20 protein-coding genes are annotated in these 18,162 nt (G+C 66.3%); 11 read left to right on the top strand and 9 right to left on the bottom strand.

The window, feature by feature from the left end; translation table 11 throughout:
- Positions 1 to 105 precede the first annotated feature (105 nt).
- The 4 genes from GGQ98_RS08465 to GGQ98_RS08480 form a co-directional block, all read right to left on the bottom strand.
- Positions 106 to 1,233: a sigma-54 interaction domain-containing protein gene (locus tag GGQ98_RS08465; protein ID WP_184067982.1), complete on the bottom strand. Its 1,128-nt coding sequence runs from the start codon at positions 1,231 to 1,233 to the stop codon at positions 106 to 108.
- Between the two features lie 160 nt (positions 1,234 to 1,393).
- Complete coding sequence (locus tag GGQ98_RS08470) at positions 1,394 to 2,155, bottom strand: molybdopterin-binding protein (RefSeq protein WP_184067985.1); 762 nt, start codon at positions 2,153 to 2,155, stop codon at positions 1,394 to 1,396.
- Positions 2,152 to 2,943, bottom strand: a complete 792-nt coding sequence (locus GGQ98_RS08475; RefSeq protein WP_184067988.1) for a cytochrome b/b6 domain-containing protein — start codon at positions 2,941 to 2,943, stop codon at positions 2,152 to 2,154. The genes GGQ98_RS08470 and GGQ98_RS08475 overlap by 4 nt, the downstream gene beginning before the upstream one ends.
- Before the next feature lies 1 nt (position 2,944).
- A complete protein-coding gene (locus GGQ98_RS08480; RefSeq protein WP_184067991.1) occupies positions 2,945 to 3,841 on the bottom strand; it encodes a hypothetical protein in 897 nt (298 codons plus the stop codon).
- Between the two features lie 80 nt (positions 3,842 to 3,921).
- On the opposite strand from GGQ98_RS08480, the gene GGQ98_RS08485 reads away from it, so the two are divergent.
- From GGQ98_RS08485 to GGQ98_RS08510, 6 genes are all read left to right on the top strand, one after another.
- On the top strand, positions 3,922 to 5,109 hold the full coding sequence (locus tag GGQ98_RS08485; protein WP_184067994.1) for a toxic anion resistance protein: 1,188 nt from the start codon (positions 3,922 to 3,924) through the stop codon (positions 5,107 to 5,109).
- A gap of 2 nt (positions 5,110 to 5,111) precedes the next feature.
- Entirely contained in the window at positions 5,112 to 5,825 is a 714-nt protein-coding gene (locus GGQ98_RS08490; RefSeq protein WP_184067997.1) for a hypothetical protein, read from the top strand.
- A 78-nt stretch (positions 5,826 to 5,903) separates the two neighbouring features.
- Positions 5,904 to 7,199 (top strand): acyl-CoA dehydrogenase family protein, encoded by a 1,296-nt coding sequence (locus tag GGQ98_RS08495; RefSeq protein ID WP_184067999.1) that lies wholly within the window; start codon positions 5,904 to 5,906, stop codon positions 7,197 to 7,199.
- Positions 7,196 to 7,690 carry a flavodoxin family protein gene (locus tag GGQ98_RS08500; RefSeq protein WP_341534165.1) on the top strand — a complete coding sequence of 165 codons (495 nt, stop codon included), beginning with the start codon at positions 7,196 to 7,198 and terminating at the stop codon, positions 7,688 to 7,690. The genes GGQ98_RS08495 and GGQ98_RS08500 overlap by 4 nt, the downstream gene beginning before the upstream one ends.
- Positions 7,691 to 7,701: 11 nt before the next feature.
- Positions 7,702 to 8,475: an SDR family NAD(P)-dependent oxidoreductase gene (locus GGQ98_RS08505; RefSeq protein ID WP_184068002.1), complete on the top strand. Its 774-nt coding sequence runs from the start codon at positions 7,702 to 7,704 to the stop codon at positions 8,473 to 8,475.
- A 69-nt stretch (positions 8,476 to 8,544) separates the two neighbouring features.
- Complete coding sequence (locus GGQ98_RS08510; protein ID WP_184068005.1) at positions 8,545 to 9,486, top strand: hydroxymethylglutaryl-CoA lyase; 942 nt, start codon at positions 8,545 to 8,547, stop codon at positions 9,484 to 9,486.
- Here GGQ98_RS08510 and GGQ98_RS08515 read toward each other — a convergent pair.
- Genes GGQ98_RS08515 through GGQ98_RS18635 form a run of 4 tightly spaced genes read right to left on the bottom strand, consistent with a single transcriptional unit; the run spans position 9,474 to position 12,268 of the window.
- Positions 9,474 to 10,775 (bottom strand): MFS transporter, encoded by a 1,302-nt coding sequence (locus GGQ98_RS08515; protein WP_184068008.1) that lies wholly within the window; start codon positions 10,773 to 10,775, stop codon positions 9,474 to 9,476. The genes GGQ98_RS08510 and GGQ98_RS08515 overlap by 13 nt on opposite strands.
- On the bottom strand, positions 10,772 to 11,647 hold the full coding sequence (locus GGQ98_RS08520) for a DMT family transporter (RefSeq protein WP_184068011.1): 876 nt from the start codon (positions 11,645 to 11,647) through the stop codon (positions 10,772 to 10,774). Before GGQ98_RS08520 ends, GGQ98_RS08515 begins: the two co-directional genes overlap by 4 nt.
- Before the next feature lie 59 nt (positions 11,648 to 11,706).
- On the bottom strand, positions 11,707 to 12,090 hold the full coding sequence (locus GGQ98_RS08525; RefSeq protein ID WP_184068014.1) for a hypothetical protein: 384 nt from the start codon (positions 12,088 to 12,090) through the stop codon (positions 11,707 to 11,709).
- A gap of 49 nt (positions 12,091 to 12,139) precedes the next feature.
- On the bottom strand, positions 12,140 to 12,268 hold the full coding sequence (locus GGQ98_RS18635) for a hypothetical protein (RefSeq protein ID WP_279380234.1): 129 nt from the start codon (positions 12,266 to 12,268) through the stop codon (positions 12,140 to 12,142).
- 133 nt (positions 12,269 to 12,401) lie between these two features.
- Between GGQ98_RS18635 and GGQ98_RS08530 the strand changes: the two genes are divergently transcribed.
- The 5 genes from GGQ98_RS08530 (at position 12,402) to GGQ98_RS08550 (ending at position 17,368) form a co-directional block, all read left to right on the top strand.
- Positions 12,402 to 12,986, top strand: coding sequence for a urate hydroxylase PuuD (locus GGQ98_RS08530; protein WP_184068017.1), 585 nt, complete (start codon positions 12,402 to 12,404; stop codon positions 12,984 to 12,986).
- Positions 12,987 to 13,139: 153 nt separating this feature from the next.
- Positions 13,140 to 14,843: a putative bifunctional diguanylate cyclase/phosphodiesterase gene (locus GGQ98_RS08535; RefSeq protein ID WP_184068020.1), complete on the top strand. Its 1,704-nt coding sequence runs from the start codon at positions 13,140 to 13,142 to the stop codon at positions 14,841 to 14,843.
- On the top strand, positions 14,840 to 16,378 hold the full coding sequence (locus GGQ98_RS08540) for a sensor histidine kinase (protein WP_184068025.1): 1,539 nt from the start codon (positions 14,840 to 14,842) through the stop codon (positions 16,376 to 16,378). The genes GGQ98_RS08535 and GGQ98_RS08540 overlap by 4 nt, the downstream gene beginning before the upstream one ends.
- 22 nt (positions 16,379 to 16,400) lie before the next feature.
- Entirely contained in the window at positions 16,401 to 17,123 is a 723-nt protein-coding gene (locus GGQ98_RS08545) for a response regulator transcription factor (protein ID WP_184068028.1), read from the top strand.
- A gap of 104 nt (positions 17,124 to 17,227) precedes the next feature.
- Entirely contained in the window at positions 17,228 to 17,368 is a 141-nt protein-coding gene (locus GGQ98_RS08550) for a hypothetical protein (protein WP_184068031.1), read from the top strand.
- A gap of 25 nt (positions 17,369 to 17,393) precedes the next feature.
- Here GGQ98_RS08550 and GGQ98_RS08555 read toward each other — a convergent pair whose 3' ends face one another.
- The gene (locus tag GGQ98_RS08555) at positions 17,394 to 18,149 is read right to left on the bottom strand and encodes a precorrin-2 dehydrogenase/sirohydrochlorin ferrochelatase family protein (protein WP_184068034.1); all 756 of its coding nucleotides are present in this window, start codon (positions 18,147 to 18,149) and stop codon (positions 17,394 to 17,396) included.
- Positions 18,150 to 18,162: the final 13 nt, after the last annotated feature.

Here is an 18,162-nt window from a genome sequence, read left to right on the forward strand (position 1 = left end):
GTCGCCACGGCGCAACTCGCCCTTGCCATCTCCGCCTGCCGCCTCCGCCCAGGATCACGCCATCACGCAGCGGCCCGGTGAATAAGAGGGGCTAGAGGCCCGTCTTTAGGCGGCGGCGCGTTCGCCGCGGCCGATCTGGTACTTGCGCATCTTTTCGATCAGCGACGTGCGCTGCAGGCCGAGCACGCGCGCGGCGTCGGCAACGATGTCGCCGCTCTGTTCGAGCGCGGCGTGGATCAGCGACTGTTCGAGCTTCGCGACAAGCGCGCGCATGTCGCACACGCCGGCGCCGAGCAGGGCGCGCGGGTCCATGTCGAAGCTGTTGCCGGAGCGGCGCAGCGGCACGACCGCGCAGTCCGGCAGCCGGTGGTCGGCGTCTTCATGGGGAACGCTGGTCGCTTCCCAGAGCGCGGCGTCCTCGTTCGTGAATGCGCGCTGTTCGAGCGCCGTGCCGAGCAGCATTTCGACATCGTCCACGCCGATTTCATCTTCGCCGAACAGCACGATCGCGCGCTCCACGACGTTGCGCAGCTCGCGAATATTGCCCGGCCAGCGGTGCCCGCAGAGCGCGCGCAACGCCGAGGCATTGAAGCGCAGCTTCACGCCCGCCAGTTTGATGAAATGCGCGATCAGCATCGGAATGTCTTCGCGGCGCTCGGCGAGTGCCGGCAGTTGCAGCGGGAAGATGTTGAGGCGGTAGAACAGGTCTTCGCGGAAGCGGCCCTCGGCGATCGCCTGCTCCAGATCCTTGTGCGTGGCGGAGATGACGCGCACGTTGACGCCCATCGTCTTGTTGCTGCCGACGCGTTCGATCTGGCGCTCTTCGAGCACGCGCAGCAGCTTCACCTGCATGTCGGCGGGCATGTCGCCGATCTCGTCGAGGAAGATCGTACCGCCGTCGGCGGCTTCGAAGCGGCCCTTGCGGCTTTGCAGCGCGCCGGTGAAGGCGCCCTTTTCGTGGCCGAAGAGTTCAGATTCGATGAGTTCGCGGGGGATGGCGCCGCAGTTCACGGCGACGAATTCGTTGTTCCGGCGGGCCGATGCGAGATGCAGACAGCGCGCGACGACTTCCTTGCCGGTGCCGGACGGGCCCGTGACGAGCACGGAAGCCTGCGAACCGGCCAGACGCATGATGAGATTTCGAACCCTGACGATCGCTTCGCTTCGACCGATAAGCAGTGTTTCCAGTTCGGCAATACCGCCGCCTGGTGCAGCCCCCGTTGCAACCGTCATCACGTTCCCCCTCGGCGACACCCCTGACGCCGTGAAACCGGGTGTAACAGTGAAATGGTTAACGAAATTTATACATGGAATCCTTAATTCTCAATGCATTGTAAATTTCACGTCACTGTTACGCAACCGTCGTAATTCTGCGGTTTCGGGCATGTAACAGTTATATTCCGGCGTACCATTCGTAGCCCACGCGGTCTTCCCAGTAACCGCCCTTGCCGCCGCCCGTGGCCGCGAGGGTGGAGGCCACCTCGACGCGCATCACGAACTTCGCGTGCTTGTAGCCGAGCTGGCGTTCGACACGCAGGCGCAGCGGCGCGCCGTGGCCCGTGGGCAAAGGCGCATCGTTCATGCCCCAGGCCAGAATCGTCTGCGGGTGGAACGCATCGATGAGGTCGATCGATTCGTAATAGCGCGTGCCGCGGAAATCGTCGGCGCAGTGAAAGATCACATAGCGCGCATCATCCCTCAGTCCCGCCGAATCGAGCAGCGTTTTCAAAGGCACGCCCGTCCACTTGCCGATCGCGCTCCACCCCTCCACGCAGTCGTGCCGGGTGATCTGCGTGCGCGCGGGTAGGGCGCGGATCGCGGGCAGCGACAAGGAAAGCGGCCGCGCGACGAGGCCGTCGACGATAAGCCGCCAGTCCGCGAAACCGCTTGCCGCATGGCGGGCGAAGACGGGGTCGGCAGGCATGGTGTTGCCGTTCATGCGGAACACCGGCGACATCTCCGCCGCGCTGAACTCGCGGGCGAGCGCGTCGCGTCCGGTGATGAGCCGCTGCGCGCGCATCGTCAGCGTCTCGGCGCCGAACAGCGCCTTTCGGAAGCCTTCGTTCTGCCCAAGGCGGTCGCATCCCGAAACGGCAAGCCCCGCTCCGGCGACAAGGCTTCCGACAAGGCCGCGACGGGTAACATGGGGTATCATGGCGTCTCTTCCCGTATGCGATAGCGGCCCGTTATCATCGATATGATGCCGTTAACCGGCCCTGCGAGCAGCACCATCAGCAGGTGGACGGCGATGAACGCCAGGATCAGCGCCGCGCTGATGAAATGCACCGAGCGCGCCGACTGCCGCCCCCCGAACAGATCGACCACCCACGGCCACGCGGCGTCGATGGCGGGCGACATGCCGAGGCCGCTCAGCACGATCGCGGGCAGCAGGATGAACACCACGCCCCCGTACGCGAGCTTCTGCAGCACGTTGTAGCGCAGCGCCGCCTCGCCGCGCGGAAAGCGGAGCAGGGCGTGCGCCTTGATATCCTGCCACACATGGCCGGGGGCAAGCTCCCGCCGGGTCGGCAGCAGCGCGGCGGCATGGCGGGATGCGGCGGCCCAGACGAGGTAAAGGCTCCCGGCAACGGCGAGCACCCACGCGAACGCAATGTGCCAGCGCCGGGCCAGCGCCAGATTGTAGGTGGAAGGGATCGTCGCCCAGTGCGGGAAGGCGAGGGCGCGCGACACGCCGCCGGGATCGCTCCAGCGCCCGAGCACGCCGGTCGTCTCGACACGCAGATCGCCGACGCGCAGCACCCCGGTGGAGCGCGTCGCGTAGATCTCCAGCCAGGCCGGATCGGGATTGGCGCCGTAGTGCCCCCAATAGAGGCGGGGGTGGGCGTTGAAGATCATCAGGCCGCTCATCAGCAGCACGAACACCGCGATCGCATTCGTCCAGTGCCAGAGCCTGACGGGCAGTCTGTGGCGGCGGACGATCATGCTACCAGCCCTTCGCCGCGATCCAGTAAGGCCCCGTGCAGGCGCGCGGGAGGCCTTCGAGCAGGTAGCCCGGCGGCGGCGGCTCGGTGGTGCCGCCGCCCGAAAGCGACACGGCGCCGCCGACCCGAAGCGTGCCGCCCGCCGCGCCGTCGCGCACGGTGAGCGTGCCGGCTTCGTCCGCAAGGCGTGCCGAGGAAGGCCAGAGCACGAGGCGGCTCTCGCCGCTCTCGCTGCCGACGCGCAGGCAGCCGTCCTTCACGAACAGCGTGCCGGTGAACAGCGCCTGCATCGCGGCGCGCGAAGGATCGCGGGCCTGCGGGAAGGCCGTCACGGCGCCCGCGCTTTGCGGCTGCGGGATGCTGTCGTCGCCTACGACGGTCAGCACGGTGGCCGGGGAGAGTTTCAGGCGGCCCGCAGCGACGGCGGCTTTTGCGGCGGCATCGTCGACGACGTTCAGCAGCACGCGGTTCGCCTCGATATCCCGCTCCGTGCCGACGAGCGCCAGCCCCGCCGCCTCGAACGCGTCCTTGGCCTCGGTTTCGGCGTCGGCGAGTTCGGCGAGCGAATAGTCCACGCTGCGCGGCACGAAGGCATCGTCGCCGACGTAGCGCTTCAGCTTTTGCGCCGCATCGCCCTTGAACAGCACCACGGCCTGCGTCTTGGGCTCATGTTCGAGGTAGAGCCCCGCGAAGTCCGGATCGGTGCGGACACGCAGCTGGAAGATGGCGAGCCGGTCGGCAAGGCGCATCCGCGCCTCCGCCTCCTCAAGGCTGATGCCGAGCGTGCGGGAGAGGTGCAGCGCCGCATCCGCCGCGCTCGTCGGTTCGGGCGGCTGCGCGGCCGCGCCCGCGGCAATCAGCGGAAACGCGGTCAGCATCACGCGGTACAGGGTCTTCACGACGTCCCCTTGTATTATGTGGGCAACACACCCAATATGGTGATAAGCATAGGACAGGAAACGGATCATTAGGAGCGGTAATGCAGACCGAAACCGAGCTGAAGCTTCAGGCCCCCGATGCGGTGATCGCCGTGGCGCCCGAAAAAGCCGCCGGGCTGGTGCCGATCAGCGACGAGAAGCGGACCAAGCTCGAAGCCACGGTGGACAGTTTCGTCGATGACCTGCTGGCGCAGGATGCGAACAGCCCGGCGTTCGGCAAGCTGGTCGACGAGGTGACCGCGCTCGGCCGCCGCGAGATCGCCGAGGCCGCGCAGCATTCGAACCGCTTTCTCGAACGGCCGGTGAAGGCGATCAACGCCGAGGGCAATATCGGCAAGGATCTCGTGGCGCTGCGCCGCACGGTGGAAGACCTCGATCCCGGCACCGACGGCAAGAAGCTGGCGCCGCGCAAGATCCTGGGCATCATCCCCTTCGGCAGCCGCGCCAACCGCTATTTCGACAAGTACCGCTCCGCGCAGAGCCACATCTCGGGCATTCTCGAAAATCTGGCGAACAGCCGCGAGGAGCTTTTCCGCGACAATGCCGCGATCGACGTCGAACGCCAGAACCTCTGGAAGACGATGGAGAAGCTGGAACAGATGATCCACGTCTCCAAGACGCTCGACGCGAAGCTGGAGGCGGCGGCGAACGAGCTGGAAGTGTCCGATCCCGCCAAGGCGAAGACGATCCGCGAAAGCGCACTCTTCTACGCGCGGCAGCGGACGACCGACCTGCTCACGCAGATGGCGGTGAGCGTGCAGGGTTATCTGGCGCTCGATCTCGTAAAGAAGAACAATGTCGAGCTGACCAAGGGCGTCGACCGCGCCTCGACGACGACGGTGTCGGCGCTGCGCACGGCCGTCACGGTCGCGCAGGCGCTGACCAGCCAGCGGCTGGTGCTCGACCAGATCACCGCGCTCAACACCACGACCGCCGGTGTCATCGATTCGACGAGCACGATGCTGCGCACGCAGACGGGCGAGATCCACAAGCAGGCGACGTCCGCCACGATCCCGATCGAGACGCTGAAGCGCGCGTTCGAGAACATCTACGCGACGATGGATTCGATCGACACGTTCAAGCGGGACGCGCTCGTTTCGATGAAGGAAACGGTGGATACGCTGTCCGACGAGGTCGAAAAGTCGCGCGGCTACATCGCGCGGGCCGAAGGCGCCTCGCAGGCGCAGGTGAAGGGCCCGGCGACGACCTTCAAGGCGATCGAGGGCTGAACGTGGCGCGTGAAGTTTCCGACATCCTGAAACGCGCCGACGACATGTTCGGCCGCCTCGCGCGCACGCCCGAAGGCCGCGCTGCGGTGATGCGGCGGGCGCGGCGGCACACGCAATCGCTGATGCGGCGGGTGACGAACGCGGGCATCGCCGTGGTCGTCGTCGTTGTCGCCGCCCTGTTGTTCGGCATTTTCGTGGGTCCGCTGGGGATCAACGGCCTGCTTCTCCTGGCGCTCGCGGCGCTGGGTCTCGGCGGCTTTTTCCTGCTGCGCACGCCGCGCATCGACATGCCGACGACGCAGGCCATGAAAAGCGCCGACCTCGCCGCGATCCCGCGCCGCGTGGAGGACTGGCTCGAACGCCAGCGCCGCAACCTGCCGTCGCGCGCGGCAAAACAGGTGGATGAAATTCTGCTGCGGCTGGAAGTGCTCGGCGAACAACTGGGCCAGGTGACGTCGGGCCAGCCGATCGCAGGCGACGCCCGCCGCCTGATCGGCGAGCACCTGCCGCGCCTTGTCGACACCTATCTCAAGGTGCCGCAAGCCTATCGCGCCTCGGGTAGCGAGGCGGAAAAACAGCTTCTCGACGGCCTCGTCACCATCGCCGACGAACTTCGCCGCCTCTCCGAGCAGCTCGTACGCGGCGACCTCGACGCGCTCGCCGTCGAGGGTAAATTCCTTGAACAGCGCTACCGGGAAAACGGCACGCTTACTTAGCAATCTAACAACCTCTCATTCCCGCGCGGTGGACGGGTGCCTGCGCGCGTGTCTATCTGGCGGGGAAGGAGAGTGTTCATGGATTTTGATCTGCCCGCCGATCTCGTTGCCTATCTGGCGGAACTTGACGCCTTCATCGAGGCCGAGATCAGGCCGCTCGAACGCGCCGACGACAACATCCGCTACTTCGACCACCGCCGCGAATGGGCGCGCACCGATTTCGAGAACGGCGGGCTGCCGAGCCACGAATGGGAAGCCCTGCTCGCCGAGGCGCAGCGCCACGCGGACGCCGCCGGGCACTGGCGCTTCTCCGCGCCGAAGGCTTACGGCGGGAAAGACGGCTCCAACCTCTGGATGGCGGTGATCCGCGAGCATTTCGCCGCGAAGGGCCTTGGCCTTCACAACGATCTTCAGAACGAGCATTCGATCGTCGGTAACTTCCCCTTCGTCGCGATGTTCGAGACGTTCGGCACCGAGGCGCAGAAGCAGGAGTTCATCCTCGGCGGTTTCAAGCGCGAACGCATCGTCGCCTTCGGCCTCACCGAGCCCGGGCACGGCTCCGACGCGACGCACATGGAAACGCGCGCCGTGCCGGAAACACGCGGCGGCGTGGCGGGCTGGCGCATCGACGGCGAGAAGATGTGGACCACGGGCATGCACGTCGCCACGCACTGCGCGACCTTCGCCCGCACGGACGGACCGGACGGCGACGCGCGCGGCATCACCTGCCTGCTCGTGCCGTCGGACACGCCGGGCGTGAAGATCGAGGAATATCTCTGGACCTTCAACATGCCCACCGACCACCCGCGCGTCTCGTTCACGAACGTCTGGGTGCCGGAAACCGCCGTGCTCGGCACGCCGGGCGCTGGTCTTGCGCTCGCGCAGTCGTTCGTTCACCAGAACCGCATCCGGCAGGCGGCCTCTTCGCTCGGCGCGGCGGTGTTCTGCATCGAGGAGAGCGTGAAATACGCGCGGGAACGCCGCCCCTTCGGCAAGGCGCTTGCGGAAAACCAGGCGATCCAGTTCCCGCTTGTCGAGCTTGCGACGCAGGCGGAAATGCTGCGGCTGCTGATCCGCAAGACCGCGTGGGAGATGGACCGGATGCCGCACAAGGCGATCGAGCGCGAACTCTCCGACCGTGTTTCGATGTGCAACTACTGGGCGAACCGCCTCGTCTGCGAGGCGGCGGACCGCGCCATGCAGGTGCACGGCGGCCTCGGCTATTCGCGGCACAAGCCGTTCGAGCACATCTACCGCCACCACCGCCGCTACCGAATCACCGAGGGCGCAGAAGAGATCCAGATGCGCAAGGTGGCCGGCTTCCTGTTCGGTTACATGGGGCCGAAGAAGGCGGCGTTCGAAGGCCAGGGGTGACGAAGACGCTCCTCATCGTGTGGCATTCGATGACCGGCGGCGCGCGGCAGCTCGCGCAGGCGGCAGCCGAGGGCGCCGCGCGCGAGGATGGCGTTTCGGTCGTGCTGAAACCCGCGCGCGAGACCGGCCCTGACGACCTGCTTGCGGCCGACGCCTATATGTTCGTCTGCCCGGAAAACCTCGCCGCGATCGCGGGTGTGATGAAGGATTTCTTCGACCGCTGCTATTATCCCGCGCTCGGCCGCATCGACGCGAGACCTTATGTTACGCTGGTTTGCGCAGGCACGGACGGCGAGAGCGCGGTGCGCCAGATCGCGCGGATCGCGACCGGCTGGCGGCTGAAACCCGCGGCCGATCCGCGCATCGTGCTTACCCGCGCCGATACGCCCGAAGCCATCCTCGCGCCCAAAGTGATAGGGCCGGAAGAGCTTGAGGCGTGCCGCGATATGGGTCATGCGCTGGCTGCGGGATTGCAGATGGGTATCGTGTAGGGGATGAAGTGATGGCTGGTTTCTCGTTCGATCTTTCGGGGCGCGTCGCGCTGGTGACGGGCGCTTCGTCGGGGTTCGGCGCCCGTTTCGCGCGGCAGCTTGCGGCGAGCGGCGCGAAGGTCGCGCTCGGCGCGCGGCGCGTGGATATGCTGAGCGCGCTTGCCGACGAGATCGCGCGCGCGGGCGGCGAGGCGCTCGCGGTGGAGATGGATGTTTCAAGCGAAGCCTCCGTGATCGCGGCCTACGACCGCATCGAAGCGGAACTTGGCACGCCCGACAGCATCATCGCCAACGCCGGCATGAACATCGAAGGCTCGGCGACAGAGCTTGCGGTGGAGGATTTCAACCGCGTCATGGGCGTGAACCTCACGGGCGTGTTTCTCACCGTGCGCGAGGGCGCGCGGCGGATGTTGGCGTCGGGCGTGCGCGAGCGCGGGAACGGGCGCATCGTGATCGTCTCCTCGATCACGGCAAATTCCGTCAGCCCCGGCCTTGCGGCGTATTCGGCTTCGAAAGCGGCGGTGCAGCAGATGGGCAAGGTGCTGGCGCGCGACTGGGTGCGGCAGGGCATCAACGTCAATTCCATCTGCCCCGGCTATGCGCGCACCGAGATCAACAGCGACTGGTTCGATACCGAAGCCGGGCAGAAGCACATCGCGAAGTTCCCGCGCCGCCGCCTGATGGCGGAAGACAGCCTCGATGCGATGCTGCTCTACCTCGCGTCGGATGCAAGCGCCGCGATCACCGGCACCAGCTTCACGCTCGACGACGGGCAGTCGCTGTAGAGCCGCAGGGGGATTGACGCGGGCGCGGAAATCCCCAAGTCGGTCGGGCAGGATTGCAGGAGAGACGGCATGGCGGACGTAACGATCGTGGAGGTGGGCGCGCGCGACGGCCTGCAGAACGAGCCGGAGATCGTTTCCACCGAACACAAGCTCGGCCTCATCACGCGCATGATCGACGCGGGCGTTCGGCGCCTCGAAGTCGCGAGCTTCGTCAATCCCAAGCGCGTGCCGCAGATGGCGGACGCGGAAGCCGTGATCGCCGGGCTGCCGGACCGCCGCGACGTCTCCTACATCGGGCTCTGCCTCAACAAGCGCGGCGTGCTGCGCGCGATCGAAAGCCGCGAGGGCAACAAGCGCGGGGTCGATGAAGCGGGCTGCGTGCTCGTCGCCTCCAACACCTTCGGCCAGCGCAACCAGGGTCAGACCGTCGACGAGGGTATCGCCGAAAACCGCGAAATGCTGCGGCTGGCGCGAGAGAGCGGGCTTGTCGCGCAGGTGACGATCTCGGCGTCGTTCGGTTGCCCGTTCGAAGGCTATGTGCCGCCCGAAACCGTCGTGCGCTGCGCCGTGGCCATGGCCGAGGCGGGCGCCGAGGAGATTGCGCTTGCCGACACGATCGGTGTCGGCGTGCCCGCGCAGGTGAGCGACCTGTTCGGCCGCGTCCGCGCCGCGGTGGGCGACAGCGTCCGTCTGCGCGCGCACTTCCACAACACGCGCGGCACCGGTATCGCCAACGCCTGGGCGGCGTACGGTGCGGGCGTGAACGTGCTCGATTCCTCGCTCGGCGGGCTTGGCGGCTGCCCGTTCGCACCCAAGGCGACCGGCAACATCTCGACCGAAGACCTGCTGTTCATGCTGGATGGCTCGGGCGTTTCCACCGGCGTCGATCTCGTGTCGGCAATTGCCGTGAACCACTGGTTCGAAACCGTGATGGGTCGGCCGCTGCCCTCGATGGTCGCGAAGGCCGGGCCGCCGCAGGGCGCGTACCCCGCACCGAACTACTGCGTCTGAACCTCGTCGCGGTCGAGATCCGCGCAGAGCAGCGGGTTTTTCAGCGAATAGATCAGCATCGCGAGCAGCAGCGCCGCGCTCAGCAGGTACGGTAGCGGCTGCCAGACCTGGTAAAGCGCGATGCCGATTGTCGGCGCGATAATGAATGCCGCGCCGTTCACCGCCGTGATCGCGCCCGCCGCGCCCCCCTGATCCTCAAGTCCTACGGCAAGGGAAGCGCCCGCGCTGAACCCCGGCCGCGCAAAGCCGTAGCCGAGCGAGGCAATGGCGAACGACAGCACGATCCCGTAGAAATCGGTCGACACCGCAATCAGCACCGAACCGGCGGCGGCAAGGCCCGCGCCCCAGCGCAGCAGCAGCTTCGGCCCCAGGTTGAACATCGGAATGAGCGCCCACTGGGCGAGCAGCGTCGCTGCGGCGGCGGCCATCAATGCCAGGCCGATGAAGGCCTGCGCCTCGATGGGCGGCAGGCCCAGCCGGTCGATGATGAAAAAGCCGAGCGACTGGCCGCTCGCCGCCTGCGCGTTGCCGATGGCGAGCCCGTAGATCGAGAAGGGCAGGATGCGCGGATCGCTCCACGAAACGCGGCGGCGCGTTCGGCTGCGTCCGCCCTGCGTGCTGCGCGGGCCGGTCGCGATGGTCGGCTCCAGGTTGGCGATCGGCCGGTCTTCGCCCGCGCTCGGCGCATCGGCCGGAAGGCGGCGCGCGACGACGACGAGCGTGATGAGCGCGAAGGCCGCGAAGGCGAACATCGGACCCGAAAGCGAAACGACCGGCAACACGAAGAACGGCGCGACCGCCGGCCCCACGATCGTCCCGAGCCCGAAGGCGGAGGCGAGAATCGAAAGCGCGCGCGTGCGCTCCGACGGGCTGGTCCGCGAAGCGACATAGGCCTGCGCGGCCGGGTTCGAGGCCGATCCGAACAGGCCGAACAGCGAACGCGCCGCCGCGAAGATGACAAACACCGCGATCGGCGCGATCAGATGCTTGAGCCCGGCGAGGATCACGAACGCGCAGATCAGCTTCGAGACGAAATAGCCGCCGAGGCCGAGCAGGATCAGCGCCTTGCGGCCGTAGCGGTCGGACGCGTCCGCCCAGCGCGGCGCGGCGAAGGTCCACATCAGCGCCGAGAACGAAAAGATCGTCGCGACCAGCAGATCGGGAATGCCGAGTTCGCGTCCGATTGTGGGCAGCACGGATTGCAGCGCCGTGTTGCCCGCCGCCACCACGAACAGAACCAGGAACAGCAGCGCGAAATCCCCGCGCAGGCCGCTCTCCGGCGGTTTCATGCGGGTAACGCCTTGCGCCGCCCCGACCACGCCGCCATCAGGCAGGCAGCGGCGACGATCGCGCCGCCGAGGACAACCTGAGCCCGCACCGTTTCGCCGAACACCCACCAGCCGAACAGTGCCCCCCAGCCGAGCGCCGTATATTCCAGAACGACGATTTTCTGCGCCTCCGCGCGGGCATAGGCGAAAGCGAGAAGCAGGATGCCGCCCGTTCCGAGCGCGCCCATCAGCGCGAACAGCGGGATGGTGCCGGGCGAGGGCAGCGGCGCTGCGAACACCGCGAACGGCGCCGTGTAAAGCGCCGGAAACGCGGCGGCGAGAAAGCTGATGACGTGCGGATCATCGCGCGTCGCGCGCTGCCGCAGCAGCACGACGGAGAGCGCATACAGCACCGCCGACACGAGCACGGCGACGACCCCTTCGGTGCGGTTGGGTGTCGGCAGCGAAACCTGCCCCGTCACCGTCACCAGCACGCCGCCGAAGCCCACGAGACAGGCCGCAATGTTGATCGCGCGCATCCGCTCGCCGAGCAGCACGCGCGCGATCAGCGGCACGAGCAGCGGCGCGATGAACGAGATCGCGATCGCCTCGGCGATCGGGATCGCCCAGAGCCCGTAGAAGAACAGATACGCCGCCCCGGCGATCACGAGTCCGCGCACGGCGTGGCCCTGCAGCGCATCGCGGGAAAACGCGGCCTTGCGGAAGTGAAGCATCAGCGGAAGCGCGATCAGCGCGCCCGCGAAATAGCGCATGAAGGTGACGGTGATGATCGCATGGCTCTGCGCGCCGAGCTTGATCGCGGCATCCATAGCGCAAAGCAGCGCGATGCCCAGGAAGGCGAGCAGCATCGGCGGGGCGGAAGACAGGCGCATTCCCCGCTGCTTGCCGAGCCTTCCGGGGCGCTGTCAATCCGCGCGAAGTGGGAGGATCGCTATTTTCCAGGCTCCGGCGCGCAGCGTGTCTTGTCGCCGTCCACGCATGCCTGCCAGTCGGCGATCTCGCGCTGTCGCTGCTCGTAGGCGGCGCGCGCGGCGGCGTACTCCGACTGCGCGCGGGCCGTGCTCTCGACTGTGGCCTGATGCGCGCGCAGACTGGCCTGATACGCGGCCTGCGCTGCGGCATACTGGGCATCGGTCGTGTCGGTCCGCGCCTTTGCCTCGGCGTTAAGCCGCTTGCGGGCGTTCACGGCGGCGGCCTCGTCGGGCGGGATGGTTTCATCGATCGCCGCCGCTGGAGGCGGCGAGACGGGTTCGGGTATCGCTGCGGGTTGCAGCACCTGCGCCGCCATCAGCAGCGCGACCGGGAGAAAAGTCATCGTCATCGATCCTTTCGAGCTGGTCTCTTATACCACCGCCGCTTCGCTTTCAGCACGCGCGTTGCGTGAAGGCCTCGGCGCCGTCGCGCGGAAGCCGCAGATTTTCGGTGCTTGCGGTATCGATTTCGGCGGCTTCCCCCCGTCCGATCGGCCAGTTGTTGGCGGAAATGGCGTCCATCATCACCTCAACGCTTCTACCTTCAACAATTTAAGGGTAGTTATGTTTCGAAATCACATTGCGGGACTGGCCCCTTGCTGCGTTCGCGGCGCGCACCGGGGTCGTAACAGGGAAAGCCGCGGGGGAACTGCTGATGGGCAAAATTCTGGAAAATCTTCATCTTACGCTTGGGCTGGGTCTGGTCCTCGCGCTTGTCATGATCTTTGGGCTGCATGGCGATTTCGCCACCAACGGCATGCTTGTCGGGCAGACCGTGCTGCGCTGGCTGCACGTGTTCGCGGGCATCGTCTGGATCGGGCTGCTTTACTATTTCAATTTCGTCCAGATCCCGACGATGCCGGCCATTCCGGCCGAACAGAAGCCGGCGATCAGCAAGCACATCGCCCCCAAGGCGCTGTTCTTCTTCCGCTGGGCGGCGGCGTTCACCGTGCTGTTCGGTCTGCTTCTCGCCGGTCATCTGGGCTATCTGGTCGAGGCGCTGACGCTGCAGCCGTCGTTCCAGCTGATCGGCATCGGCATGTGGCTGGCGCTCGTCATGGCGTTCAACGTCTGGTTCATCATCTGGCCGAACCAGAAGAAGGCGCTGGGCATCGTTCCGGCGGAAGACGCGGCAAAGGCGAAGGCCGCGCGCGTCGCGATGCTGACCAGCCGCATCAACACGCTGCTGTCGATTCCGATGCTCTACGCGATGGCGGCCTACCAGTCCTGGCCGGTCTGATCGGCGAGCCATACGGCAAGCCATGCAAGGGGCGGTCCTCACGGGCCGCCCCTTTTCATTGGTGCAGCGTGGCTTAGAGAAAATTTACCTTATGCTGCGAGTGTCCGCCGGGCCTCGCGCACCAGTCCGCGCGGGGGGTACGGAGTACTCGGATTGTTCGAAACCCAGCTGCGCATTCGTTCGCTTGCCTACGCCGGTGCGGCTTCCGCCGTGATCGGGTTGCTCGTGTTCGCCTACAGCCTCGGCTGGCCGCCCCGTCTGCCCTCGCTTGGGGCGTTCATGGTGCTTGGCTGCGTCGTCGCGGCGAGCGCCGGGGCCGTGTTCGTTGCGGTACACCATATCACTGCGCCGGTGATCGTTGCGGTCGAGAAGCTCACCGATTTCGTTCGCCCGCGCCGCGACGGCGACGTTCCTCCGCCGATTCCGCACTCGGTGCGCCGCACGCTGCCGAAGCTGACGGCGGCGATCGAGCTGTTCAAGAAGCGCATCCAGACCAATATCGACACCATCCAGCAGACCGCGCTGCAGGATCCGGTGACGGAACTGCCCAATCGGCTCAGTTTCCGCAGGGTGGTGGAACGCCATCTGCGCAGCATGGGGCGCCGCGAGGGCGCAAAAAGCGCGATCCTGTTCATCGATCTCGATCGCTTCAAGTCGGTGAACGACAGCCTCGGCCACGCGCAGGGCGACGTTCTGCTGGCGATGTTCGCGGCGCGCATGCGCGTGCTGATTTCCGCCGAATCGAATCGGCGCGGCGCGGGCTGCGGCGAGGCGATGCTGGCACGCCTGGCCGGCGACGAGTTCACCGTGCTGCTCCCCGACATGTCCGGCCCGGCGGACGCCACCAAGCTCGCGCGCCAGATCCTGCGCGCCATGCAGGAACCCTTCGAGTTCGCGGGCCAATCGATCGTGATCGGCGCCAGCATCGGCATCTGCATCGCGCCCGACGACGGCGATACCTACGAAACGCTCACCCGCAACGCCGATACCGCGATGTATTACGCAAAGGACAGCGGGCGGAATCAGTATCACCTGTTCGAAGCGGCGATGCACGAGCGCGTGCGCGACCGCCTGCAGCTCGAAACCATGCTGCGCGCGGCGACCGCCGGAAACCAGTTCGAACTCCACATCCAGCCGCAGATCAACGCGGAAAGCGGCCAGCTCGTGTCCGCCGAAGCGCTGATCCGCTGGCGTCATCCCGACAAGACGCTGCGTTCGCCTGCATCGTTCATCGATATCGCCGAAGACAGCGGGCTCATCGTCGATGTCGGCCGCTGGGTGATCGCGGAGGCTGCGCGCATCGTCGGCGAATGGCATTCGCGCGGCGACAATCTGCGGCTCAGCGTCAACGTCTCACCCCAGCAGATCGAGCGTGCCGATTTTGTCCGGCATGTCCGCGCCTGCATCGAGGCGTCGTCGGCGCCGCCCGAAATGCTGGAGATCGAGATCACCGAATCGACCGTGATGTCTTCCGATCCCGTGATCGTCGATCGTCTCGCGGAAGTGCGCGCGCTCGGCATCAGCATCGCCATCGACGATTTCGGCACCGGCTATTCCAACCTCGCGCGCCTTAAGGATCTGCCGATCGACCGCCTCAAGATCGATCGCTCGCTCGTGAAGGATGTCGCGACCAGCGCGGATTCGCGCACGATCATTCAGGCGATCGTCAGCCTTGCGGCGGGCCTCGGCTACGAATGCGTGGCGGAGGGCGTCGAAACCGAAATTCAGGCCGATATCCTCAACGTCATCGGCTGCGAAACGCTCCAGGGCTACTGGATTTCCAAGCCGATCCCGCTCGACGAATTTGAAACCTGGCGCGAAGCGCACGAGCCGGAGCATGTCGGAGCGGCCTTTTGATTGAACTCCCGAAGCCACGCTCGGGTTTCAGGGCACGGCTGGAACGCCTCCCGTTCCGCGTCAAGCTGGCGGCGGCGGTTCTGTTCGCCTGCACGGTGGCGCTGGCGCTGGCGAGTTCGGTGTTCGCCTACCTTCAATACCAAACCGTCGTCGCGGCGACCTACAAGATCCAGGAACTCACGACGCAGGGCGTTGCCAGCATCGCCGCCGAGCCGATTCTCGCGGGCGATACGAACGAAACGCTGCGCGTGCTGCGGCAGCTCGATTCGGTGGGGGTGATCCGGCTGGTGCGCGTGCGCGACGTTGCCGGCAAGGATATCATCACGCTGAGGCGCCTGTCGGAAGAACCGAAGGGCCGCAGGGCGGTATCGTCCGCGCCCATCGTCGCCAGGGGCAAGATGCTCGGCTCGATCGAGATCACCACGATCCAGGAGTTCGAGACCAAGCCCTCGTTCGCCTATCTTTTCGCGGTTATCGGGATCATCGCGGTCGCGTTTCTCGTCTCGCTGTTTTTCGCGGCCGGGATCAGCGTGCTGTTGTTCCGCCCCCTGAAGGTGATGACGCTGGCGATGGAGCGCATCCGCGACAGCGGCGACTATACGCAGCGCGTCGAACGGCTGGGCGACGACGAGACGCGCCGCGTGATCGATTCGCTGAACGCCATGCTGGACGAGGTCGAGCGCCGCGATACGGAGCTTGCCACGGCGGCAAAGGAACTGGCCGTCGCGCGCGACGTGGCGCAGCACGCCAACGAAGCGAAATCGCAGTTCCTCGCCAACATGAGCCACGAACTGCGCACGCCACTCAATGCCATCATCGGCTATGCCGACGTGCTGCATCAGGATCTTGCCGAACAGGGACAGAAGCAGCTTTCCGAGGATGCGCACTGGATCGACGGATCGGCGCGGCATCTGCTCAGCATGATCAACGAGCTGCTCGACATGGCCAAGATCGAAGCCGGGCGCATGGATATCGATGTGCACGAATTCAGCGTGGAAGGGCTTCTCGACGAGGTTCGCTCGACGCTGGAGCCGCTCGCGCAGCAGCAGGGCAACAGGCTCGAATTGCGGATCGCGCCCGATATCGGCATCGCCGAGCACGATTCCATGAAGCTGCGCCAGTGCCTCATCAACCTGGGCGGCAATGCCTGCAAGTTCACGAAGCAGGGTCACGTCATCCTTTCGGCGCGGTCGCTCACCATCGCGCGTCGGGACTGGATCGAGATCAGCGTCTCGGATTCGGGCATCGGCATGACCCCCGAACAGATCGACAAACTCTTCGAGCCCTTCGTGCAGGCGGACGCCTCGACGACGCGGCGCTTCGGCGGCACCGGGCTCGGCCTTGCCATCACGGCGCGGCTTACCGAACTGATGGGCGCGCGGCTTACCGTAGACAGTCTTCCCGGCGTGGGCTCCACGTTCAACCTGCGCCTGCCGCGCAAGTATCAGGAAGATGCCCGCGATTGGGACGATGCGACAGGCTCGCAAATAGGGTCAATTAATAATCAACCAAATCCTGCGACGATGGCGGCATAAAGAACAAGACATGGGCGTATCGATGACAGTGAATTCAGGAGACCGGGATAGCTGCCGTATCCTCGTCGTTGACGACGTGGAAGCGAATCGTTCCGTGGTATGCAGGCGCCTTGAACGCCTGAACTATACGGTGGTCTCCGCGGAAAGCGGGGAGGTCGCGCTTCAGCTTATCGAAAAATCGCCGCCTGATCTGGTGCTGCTCGATTACATGATGCCCAACATGAACGGCATCGACGTTCTGCGCGAGCTGCGCACCAATTCGCGCGTCAGCGAGGTGCCTGTCATCATGCTGACCGCGCGCGCCGACGCGCAGACCGTGGTGGCCTCGCTCGAAGCGGGCGCCGACGACTATGTCTCGAAGCCCATCGATTTCGACGTGCTCGCCGCGCGCATCGAGGCGCAGTTGCAGCGCCGCCAGCAGGCTGCCAATCTGAAACTCGCGAACGCAAAGCTCGATGAACGGGTAACGCGCCGCGCGATCGAACTTTCGGAGCTTGAGGAACAGCTCGAACTCGAAAGCGAGCAGCGCCGCGTGCTGCAGAGCGAGGTCGAACGCCTGATTGCCGACCGCAAGGCCGTGCTCACCGGGGGCATCAACCCCGATCTCCTCGAACCGCCGCTGCAGCGCATCGCGCAGATCGCCGACAGTCTCGCGGATCCGGGCCGGGCCGACATGCCGGTAAACCCCGCCGCCATCGCCGAAATCGCGGCCCTCGCCCGGCAGGCGCTGGGCGCGGTGCGCTAACCGTCACCCTGAGCGTGAGGGTCGGCCCGAGCAGGTTTTCCCCGCCCCCACTGTCACCCTGAACTTGTTTCAGGGTCCATACGGCGGTCCAGCGGCATTGCCGCATGGATGCTGAAACAAGTTCAGCGCGGCACGCCGTATCGTTGCCGTCGATGTGGCGCCAGAGCAGCGCGCAGTCCAGGGTTTCGCCGAAATCCGGCGGCGTATCGATGCGCGTCGCGGTGCCGTCGGGCAGGATCGTGTAAGCGAAACTGCCGGCTACCTCCGCCATCATGAAGATCTCCGCACGATCACGGTCAGCCCGGGGCGGACGCCGCCGGACTCATCGGGCAGTCGCACGGCGTCGCGGCGACTGCGGTCGATGATCGCTGCAGCGACGTCCGCGCAGATGATGGTGTCCGCGCGGGAGAGCAGACGGAGTTGCCGGAGCGTCAGGTCGTCGGGATCATCGCTCGCCACGACGATTTCGTGACGTTCGCTTTCGGGGGCATCGCTGAGCGCGAGCGCAGCGTCGATCCGCGCGGGTGCGCCGGGAACGTCCTGCAAGGGATCGAGCGGCGCGCCGGGGGCGAGCAGCCGGTCCCAGAACCGGCGGCGCCCCGAGGATGTCGGGCGCGCGTCCGTCACGCGGTCGCGCGCGGCGCGGATGCTGCGGGCAAGATCGCCGAGCGTGGCGGGAAGCAGCGCTTCCAGCCGCTCGCGCAGTGCCTTCGCGAGTGTTGCAGACGCGCCGCCCGTGCCCACTGCGACGATCACAGGCGAGCGGTCGACGATCGCGGGCACCGTGAAATCGCAGAGATCGGGGCGGTCGACGACGTTCACCAGCAGCCCCTGTGCGTGCAGCACCGCTATGTCGGCAGGGCTCGCATCTGCGGCAATGAAGGCGATGCGCGCCGCATCGGGATCATCGGTGATGAACCCGCCCGCGCCCTCGATCAGCCGCCGCTTTGCCTCCGCCGCCTCGCCGTCGCCGACGAGGAGCACCGACATGCCCTTCAGATTCAGGAAAACGGGAAGCTGATCCATCGGCGGCAGGAAT

This window comes from Sphingosinicella soli (assembly GCF_014199685.1).
Taxonomy (GTDB): Bacteria; Pseudomonadota; Alphaproteobacteria; order Sphingomonadales; family Sphingomonadaceae; genus Sphingosinicella; species Sphingosinicella soli.

Coding starts and splice junctions, on each gene's coding strand:
- GGQ98_RS08520 (WP_184068011.1), bottom strand. CDS start 11,647: ATGCGCCTGTCTTCCGCCCCGCCGATGCTGCTCGCCTTCCTGGGCATC.
- GGQ98_RS08550 (WP_184068031.1), top strand. CDS start 17,228: ATGGATGCTGAAACAAGTTCAGCGCGGCACGCCGTATCGTTGCCGTCG.
- GGQ98_RS08530 (WP_184068017.1), top strand. CDS start 12,402: ATGGGCAAAATTCTGGAAAATCTTCATCTTACGCTTGGGCTGGGTCTG.
- GGQ98_RS08555 (WP_184068034.1), bottom strand. CDS start 18,149: ATGGATCAGCTTCCCGTTTTCCTGAATCTGAAGGGCATGTCGGTGCTC.
- GGQ98_RS08505 (WP_184068002.1), top strand. CDS start 7,702: ATGGCTGGTTTCTCGTTCGATCTTTCGGGGCGCGTCGCGCTGGTGACG.
- GGQ98_RS08495 (WP_184067999.1), top strand. CDS start 5,904: ATGGATTTTGATCTGCCCGCCGATCTCGTTGCCTATCTGGCGGAACTT.
- GGQ98_RS08510 (WP_184068005.1), top strand. CDS start 8,545: ATGGCGGACGTAACGATCGTGGAGGTGGGCGCGCGCGACGGCCTGCAG.
- GGQ98_RS08545 (WP_184068028.1), top strand. CDS start 16,401: ATGACAGTGAATTCAGGAGACCGGGATAGCTGCCGTATCCTCGTCGTT.
- GGQ98_RS18635 (WP_279380234.1), bottom strand. CDS start 12,268: ATGGACGCCATTTCCGCCAACAACTGGCCGATCGGACGGGGGGAAGCC.
- GGQ98_RS08465 (WP_184067982.1), bottom strand. CDS start 1,233: ATGACGGTTGCAACGGGGGCTGCACCAGGCGGCGGTATTGCCGAACTG.
- GGQ98_RS08475 (WP_184067988.1), bottom strand. CDS start 2,943: ATGATCGTCCGCCGCCACAGACTGCCCGTCAGGCTCTGGCACTGGACG.
- GGQ98_RS08515 (WP_184068008.1), bottom strand. CDS start 10,775: ATGAAACCGCCGGAGAGCGGCCTGCGCGGGGATTTCGCGCTGCTGTTC.
- GGQ98_RS08525 (WP_184068014.1), bottom strand. CDS start 12,090: ATGACTTTTCTCCCGGTCGCGCTGCTGATGGCGGCGCAGGTGCTGCAA.
- GGQ98_RS08485 (WP_184067994.1), top strand. CDS start 3,922: ATGCAGACCGAAACCGAGCTGAAGCTTCAGGCCCCCGATGCGGTGATC.
- GGQ98_RS08470 (WP_184067985.1), bottom strand. CDS start 2,155: ATGATACCCCATGTTACCCGTCGCGGCCTTGTCGGAAGCCTTGTCGCC.